Below are 7,314 nucleotides of genomic sequence, written 5' to 3' on the forward strand. Positions count from 1 at the left end.
GATACTGGATCTACAAATTAAAACGACGATTTGTAACCATAATTCTCGGCTATTGTCTTAGCCTGTTCTAACTTGGCCTGGACAGCCTGTGCTGACTGAAAAAACGCAGGAGAGGCTTCTGCAGCCAGGTCTTTTAAAAATTTAATACCAGACTGTCGTTTTGCAAATTCTTCCTGCATTTCTTTGCCGGGCGACTCTTTACTGTCCTTTTCCTCATAAGATTCGAGCAGATTAACCAGACTGGTTAAATAGGTTTTCATTTGAATCGACATTAACTCTGCACATTCTGTAGCATTATTGCACATCAAACCAGTTGAAACCATCGCAAGAACAAACGTATTAGTCAGCAGAAAAATTTCCTGCGCTCTCTTAAGCTGCTCTGCTTTCTTCTTCTCTAATTTAGCGGCAAGTTCCTGCTGCTTTTTATCTCTATTATTCAACAGAATGCTACACGCCGCTTCTTTCTGCGCATAATTGACTTGAATAGGAGTAAAAAGATGGGAAGCGGCTTTACCACTGATTGATGACTTGGCAATAATATCGACAATATTAGAATAATCCTTTTGTGCGGCACTTAGTAATGCAAATGTCAGGGCGGCTTTTACCGCTTTGACTTGCTCATCCAATCGATTAACGGCCTTAATGACACCTCCTCCGACAAGCAATTGGTTGCTGACTTCTAAAGGAAGTCCATCAGCCATCAGATTTGTCAACGCTTGGCCGTCATTTGTTTCTACCGCCTCAAAAAGAGATGAAATAAATTGTTTGGTGGTACTAGATACAAAAGTGTAATCATAATCAAATTCAGCAAGCAACATAGTGCATTCCTTGTATAAAAGAGCCAAATTTTACGCAATCAGTAGCAAAAAGTAAAGAACCAGGTGGTTGCCCTCAGGAATTCAGTGTCTATAATTCCTATAAACTGCGCACAAATTATTAGCATGATGAAATCAAGTAAAAATAATCTGGAGCAAGAATCTTTTCTTTTACGTGTAGCCAATGAAGTCCAGGGAATTAAAACTGGTCCAATCGCAATGCAGGCTGCCGGCATTCAGACTGAATTTGCCACGGTGAATGTGCTCGCCGCTCAAAGTTTTAATAGCATGGTGGTTTTACGCTCAGGTTCTCCGCCCGTTTATAATAAGCAGCGCAGCCCAAAAAGCGGCCTTAATACATCAAAAACCAGTAACCAGGGATTTTTTAAAGGTGCTCTGGCAGCTGATGTCCTGTTTACCCGTCTGGAAAATGACGTTCTGCGCGGCATTGATCCCAAAGACACCAAACGGCTGAACTGCCCTATTAAAACTATTGACTATCAGCATCTGCTCCAACTTCCTGTTAACATGCTTGATATTATCAGGGAAACGGGAGCAGGCGGCGATTTAGAGGTATTAGCTTACGATGACGAATCAGGCCAATTACGGCTTGGGTATAAAGCAGGCAAGGGAGCCGCCGAATTTAAGGGACAATTTGCGGTTCATTTAAAAAATGGTGTGCAAGAGCAGTTATTTTATTCACGCCCCTGGGATAACCCTGCCAATCAGCCTGACTGGGATAAAAATAAAAATATACTGAATAAGCCCCAAACGTTAAGCGCCATACCCGATGAGATTTATGAACGCTTCTTTCATTGCAGCTTTCCACTATTTTACAGTTTAAGCGAATCAACAACAGCGGAAGATCTTAAGCCCGCCATGGTATTTGCAAATACTCCACGTACAGGTACTGATTTTTTAACAGCAATGGGTGAAAGCCATCCCGAGTACCATCGAGTCAAAGAGTTTAATCAGAATACCGCAGAATCGCTTGCAAAAATTCTTGCTATCCTTGATGAAGAAACCATCGCATCCATCTATGATCAATCTGCCTTGATTGTTGCTGGTGACTGGGATGGTCTGTTACTAAGCCATCCCCTCAATATGGCAATCGAGTACCAGCAAGCCTGCAACACCAGCGCAGCACTCCCCTCAGTGATGTTTGCCAATATGAATCAATTGAGAGAGCAAACCGAAAAATATCTGGAAGAGTTAAAGCAGCAAATAGAGAATAAAACTCCAGAGCAATTGTCGCCTTTCGACAAGCTGATATTATCCGTAAATGCTAATCAATTAATTACGCCCTATACCATTTCACGCGCAGGTTGTATTACCCCGCATGAGTTTTTATTCCAGCAACTCATTAATTACGCTTATCGCGACCAGGAAAATGTCTTAGGTGAACCTTACAACCTGCAGGCCTTACAAACCATAATGGATAGCGTACTTGAACACTTCAGACAAAATGGTTCACGTCCGCCGAGTGCTGAATTTGATTTATTTTTAAGAAATGAATTACAGAAAATTCTACCTGCAGACTCAGAAACAAGTCCCTGGCGGATTGATATTTATTTCTCACATTTAAAGCATCATGCGCAAATCGCTTGCAACAATGGAGCGACTCACTATAAGATACCGCACCCGCAACATGATCAGAATATCCATGACCTTTATCAACATGGGTTTGATATGCGCAATCCCTACGGCTGCAATATCGAGGGAGCCTGGTTAATGATCACCCCAAAAGGCGAATTTATTTACGGCGATAGCGAGGAGCAATTGATTCAGGTTTTGCTGGTCGAAAAAGATTTTTACCGTGAACACCAGATTGATGTAAACCCTAAAGCTGATTTGGAAAAAGGCTGGGACAAGATTTTAAAATTGCAAGAGCCGCCAGAACCGCCGCTAAGACTCTCCTTATCTTCATCATCACTGTTTAAGGAAGAAGCAGCGCCTGTTCCGCCGCCAAGAAAAGCGTATGAAACACCAGCTCTGGATCAAAACCGGGTGACGACTCAGGAATATCGGCAGCAGATGGAACAATTACAGCAGCAAGAGCAGGCTTCCAAGCCAACGAATGAATTTAACCCGCAAACTGGCCTATAAGGGCAGGAGATTGTATGTCCCAACTGCGCGAACTCGAACAGTGTATGTCCAGCCTGGATAAGATGGTGGTCAAATCCAGAATTGATTGCAGTAATATGCAGCAATTAAAATTGTTTTTGGCGGAACTCGGTTTCCTGCAAAAAGCTTATGAAGCCGAAGACTTTATCGAAGATCATATAAAAAATATCAGAGATCAGATACCCGAGGTCATTGCTGAGTTCGAGGAAGCAGATCCTAAGGAATTGGAAGCTATTTTTAAAGAATTCCTATTCTGTATAGAGGAAATTGAAAAGGAGCGCTCCCCTTCTCCTCGTCGCCCCGGTTAGCCCAGGCTTCGCGATTATTTTTTAGCCAGTAACACCGAGCAGGGAAATTTGCTGACTGACTCCTGTTTTTGCGGCAGAACCGTAAAATTAATCCGTTCCAGCAAGGTGATATACTCCCTGGTGTACTTCATCACATTAACGCCAAAATCATCCTGAAAAATATAACGGTATTCACAAGCAAGACAAAAATCTTTATTGTGATCTTTAAAAACCTCACATATGGCGACATGCCCTTCACGGGGTAAGGACTGATAGGCCATTCTCAAAAGCTTACGGGCTACTGTTTCATCCCAGTCGAACAGCACACGCGCGAAAATAATTAAGTCAGAACCCACAGGAAAGGCATCATCCTCCAGAAAATTGCCCTCAACAACCTTTATCCGCTCGCTTAATCCGCGTGATTCAATATTCTGTCTTGCGATTTCAGCCGAGGCGGGCAAGTTATACACTGTCGCTTTAAGATGCGGATAAGCTGACACAAAAGCGCAAGCCATTGTGCCATCCCCCCCGCCTACATCCAAAAAATGCTTCACTTTTTTAAAGTTAACCTGCTCCAGAATACAACGGATTGTGATATCCGATGTACCAGCCATCCACTGCTCAAGCCAGGCGGCATGCTGTGCTGTTTTCGGCGGCCAGGGAGCATCGGTTTTCACCTTTCCGAATTGCAAGGCATCTTTTAGATTTTCACTTGCAGATTCGGTCCATATATCGAAAAAAAACTGCATTCCCCACCAGCCATTTTCACCGCTTTCCTGAAGTGTCCTGAAATTATCCGGCAATTGATAACTAGCCTGTTCTTTGTGGACTTTTTTTATTAAGAAATGTTCACTGGATAGTAAATGCAGCCATTTTTTCCCTCTGACAGGATGCAATCCAAGCCGCTTGATGATTTCATTTTCCTCTACTGTATGCTGACTTTCAAATAAGGCAAACAGGTTAAGCTTAAACATCGCTTCCACCAGTTTTAGTCTGGCGCCAGCTGCTGTCAGTGAAAAATAATTTTCATAGAATGCATTATTGCGTTTTCTGCTTCCCGCCCTCAGTATTCGCCCTGGAATGGCATCTGTTTTTTTCTTAAACCACTTTAAAAGTTTCATATCGTTACTATTTCAAAAGATTGTTAAATTCGTCCAGTAAACACTCATGCAGGCCAGTTTTCATTTGCGTATCCAAAGTGAATACAAAATGATCTCCCATATCATAGATGCGCATAAAAATGATGCGGATTTTTTCACAGTTCATCCAGTTGATCGAGTTATCCCAATCGATATAATTGTTTTGAGTGTAGCTGTCTTGCACCAGCTTGTTGATATAAGTGTAAACCAGCATATAAGGCTGCTTTGTAGCGTCCACTATCGATTCAGGAATGAGATCATGCTCAAGTATGCGGCTATAGCTGGTATAATTCGCCATTCTGAAATAAACAGCAAGGGTATTTTTTAACTCAAGGGCACGCTCTTTGAGTGGTAAATGGCTGCTGCCCAGAAATACAGGCAAGCCGATAGCCAGATTAGTCAGTAAATCCCGGACCTGTGGTATGGGAAGATTGCGATTGGAAAAGCTGATATAAAAGAAAAGCTTATCGGTTTTTGCCAGTTTTGAGATTGCCTGCTGTAGAAGCAAGGCGAAAATCACACTATGAGGCGAGTCCTGAAGTGTATGTTTGTCAGAAAATCCATCGATCGTATTTTTCTCAATCATAAAACAGGTATTTCGTTTTTCAGATGCTCCCTTAAAAATAGCCCCTAAATGATTATAATCTCCAAAATTGACTGACGCCAAACAAGCTCTAAGCTCTTCAATATTGCCAATTGCATCCGCCGAAATTTCATTGATTTGGTTTAAGTGTAAAACCTCATCTCTTTTCTTTTGCTTACGATTGAAGGTTCCTTCGTAACGGCGAAAGATTTCTTCGCGCATCAATAATGCGGACCAACCGTCGATTGCGATATGGTGATACGCCATGACCAGAAAATGACGGCTCTTCTTTTTATAGACATAAACTCTCACCAGATGGTCAGCGAATACAAAGGTTTTCAATTGTGAAAACAGCTTTTTATTGCCAAAAAAAACCGGGGTCTCGAGCTGAAAGCTCGCTTGTAATGGCGATTGCACAAAGAAGAAATCTTCATCCAGCCATTTCAGTTGACTGGATAACATAAAATGATTTGCAAGCGTTTCTGCTATTGCAATTTGCAACTTTGCGGCATCGATATTTTGCTTAAGGCACCAGAAAGCAATTTGATACACTCCCTCTTTATCCAAACCATATAGTTCGCGACTGTAAACGGTTTTCTGAATTGGATTTAACCGGACTCGACTCCGGGATTCCGAGGGCATTTCGCCTACATTTTTTAAACAAGACTCTATCTCCGAGAGCGGGAGTGTGTCTTTAATTGTTGAGATATCCAGCCATTTACCGGTTATTTTCTGGATAGTTTCCGCCATTTCCAGATAATCTACAGACTCAAATCCTAAATCCCCTATCCTGGTGTTAAGATCAAATTCCCGATCACCAAAAAAAGGCCTGAAGTAATCGAATAAATGATTAACTTCTGCAGAAACCAATTGCTGTTTAAGCCTTAAATAATCGATTTTTCCACTAGTTGTCAGAGGGAATTCCTGAGAGAAGATAAACTCATTCGGGTGCATATACTCTGGAAGATGCGCCTGCAAATGATGTTTCACCTGCTTTAGCAATCGATTATTCTCAACACTCTCAATGAATAACAATACACGGTTTTCTTCCTGGACTGCAACAAAACCAGTTTCAGGAAATGCTTTCTTCAGCACAAACTCAATTTGATTCAGACTGATTAACTGGCCATATCGTTTGACTAATCGCTGCGAACGCCCGCTAAAATACAATTGCGCCGCTTGCATTGTCACAAAGTCGTTACTTTTAACGAAACGGCGATCGCTGATTTCAAAATAACTGGCCTGACTAAGATCAGGGTCCAGGTAGGCGGTGGATATATTTCCTGTTAAATATAACTCATAACCCTTCGTCGAATCTGATATCAATTTAAAATCACATCCGGGTCTTAAGTTACCCAAATGCAGGGCTTCATTTTCCGTTAAAGGCGCGTTTATTTTTTTGTAAAAAGGAATTAAACATTCAGTGGTACCGTATAAATTGTAAAAAACAGTCTGCGGATTAATATCCTCATACCAGTCATTAATCGTTTCAGCGTGAATTGGCTCCCCGCTTAATAATACCAGTCGAACTGTCTTTAAATACTCAGACAAATGCTGCTCCCTTAAATGCCTGACCAGTTGTTTGAATAAACTGGGGGTCAGGTTAAGAACCGTGATGCGCTTTGTTAACAATCCGTTGATAATCGCCTGCAATTTATTGCTAGAATGTCTATCAATAAAACAGAGAGAAGCGCCTGAGAGCAATGGCACAAACAAAGCGCGGATTGACGCAGCAAATGAAAACTCACTGGTACACAAAAAACAGTCATCCTGCTTCAACTTAAATTCATCTACACACCAGTTGACATAATCAGACAGGGTATTGAATTGATAATGAACCGCCTTGGGAAATCCAGTCGTTCCGGATGTGAACAGGATTTCCCCAGGTACTAAGCAAGCGTCTCTGAATATCTCAGGCTGATGATATAAAAACCCTTTATTTTCCCTGAACGTTTGAGAAAACTCTCCGCCCAATTCAGTCTGCACCAGCAATAAATCGATGGGATAGCGCTGCTGATAATTGTGGATTAATTCTGCAGAGGTTGAAGAATGCAAGGGAATAAAGCATCGATTACTGATTATCAGTGCATAGCAGAGGCAAAGATAATCGATAGAAGGCATTCCCAAAACCATAACCGAATGAATGTTAAATGAGTTAATCCATTCCAGATATTCACCAACTTTCGCTAAGCATTGAGCTTTATCCAGAATTGTTGATTCATCAATCAGGCTCACTGATTGTTCTGGATCAGAAAAAACCGTCAGAATGCTTCTCGAAAGATCATTTTTAATACTCAGTGAAGAAAACTTCATCAGCTAACCTTTAGTGTAACAAGAGACAAATAAATGCAGGCCAAACATGGGCT

General features: G+C 41.6%; 5 protein-coding genes. 2 read left to right on the top strand and 3 right to left on the bottom strand.

The genetic code is table 11. The features are described 5' to 3' along the window. Positions 1-17: 17 nt before the first annotated feature. Complete coding sequence (locus tag B1207_RS06280; RefSeq protein WP_112219145.1) at positions 18-818, bottom strand: hypothetical protein; 801 nt, start codon at positions 816-818, stop codon at positions 18-20. A gap of 123 nt (positions 819-941) precedes the next feature. Between B1207_RS06280 and B1207_RS06285 the strand changes: the two genes are divergently transcribed. Beyond that, complete coding sequence (locus B1207_RS06285; protein WP_146740031.1) at positions 942-2,921, top strand: hypothetical protein; 1,980 nt, start codon at positions 942-944, stop codon at positions 2,919-2,921. A 14-nt stretch (positions 2,922-2,935) separates the two neighbouring features. Next, positions 2,936-3,247, top strand: a complete 312-nt coding sequence (locus B1207_RS06290; RefSeq protein ID WP_112219147.1) for a hypothetical protein — start codon at positions 2,936-2,938, stop codon at positions 3,245-3,247. A 14-nt stretch (positions 3,248-3,261) separates the two neighbouring features. Here the strand turns inward: B1207_RS06290 and B1207_RS06295 are convergent, their stop codons facing one another. Beyond that, positions 3,262-4,347 carry a methyltransferase gene (locus B1207_RS06295; RefSeq protein WP_112219148.1) on the bottom strand — a complete coding sequence of 362 codons (1,086 nt, stop codon included), beginning with the start codon at positions 4,345-4,347 and terminating at the stop codon, positions 3,262-3,264. Positions 4,348-4,354: 7 nt separating this feature from the next. Further along, positions 4,355-7,261 carry an AMP-binding protein gene (locus B1207_RS06300; protein WP_112219149.1) on the bottom strand — a complete coding sequence of 969 codons (2,907 nt, stop codon included), beginning with the start codon at positions 7,259-7,261 and terminating at the stop codon, positions 4,355-4,357. Positions 7,262-7,314 lie beyond the last annotated feature (53 nt).

Origin of the sequence: Legionella quinlivanii (assembly GCF_003265995.1) — a bacterium.
Taxonomy (GTDB): domain Bacteria; phylum Pseudomonadota; class Gammaproteobacteria; order Legionellales; family Legionellaceae; genus Legionella_C; species Legionella_C quinlivanii_A.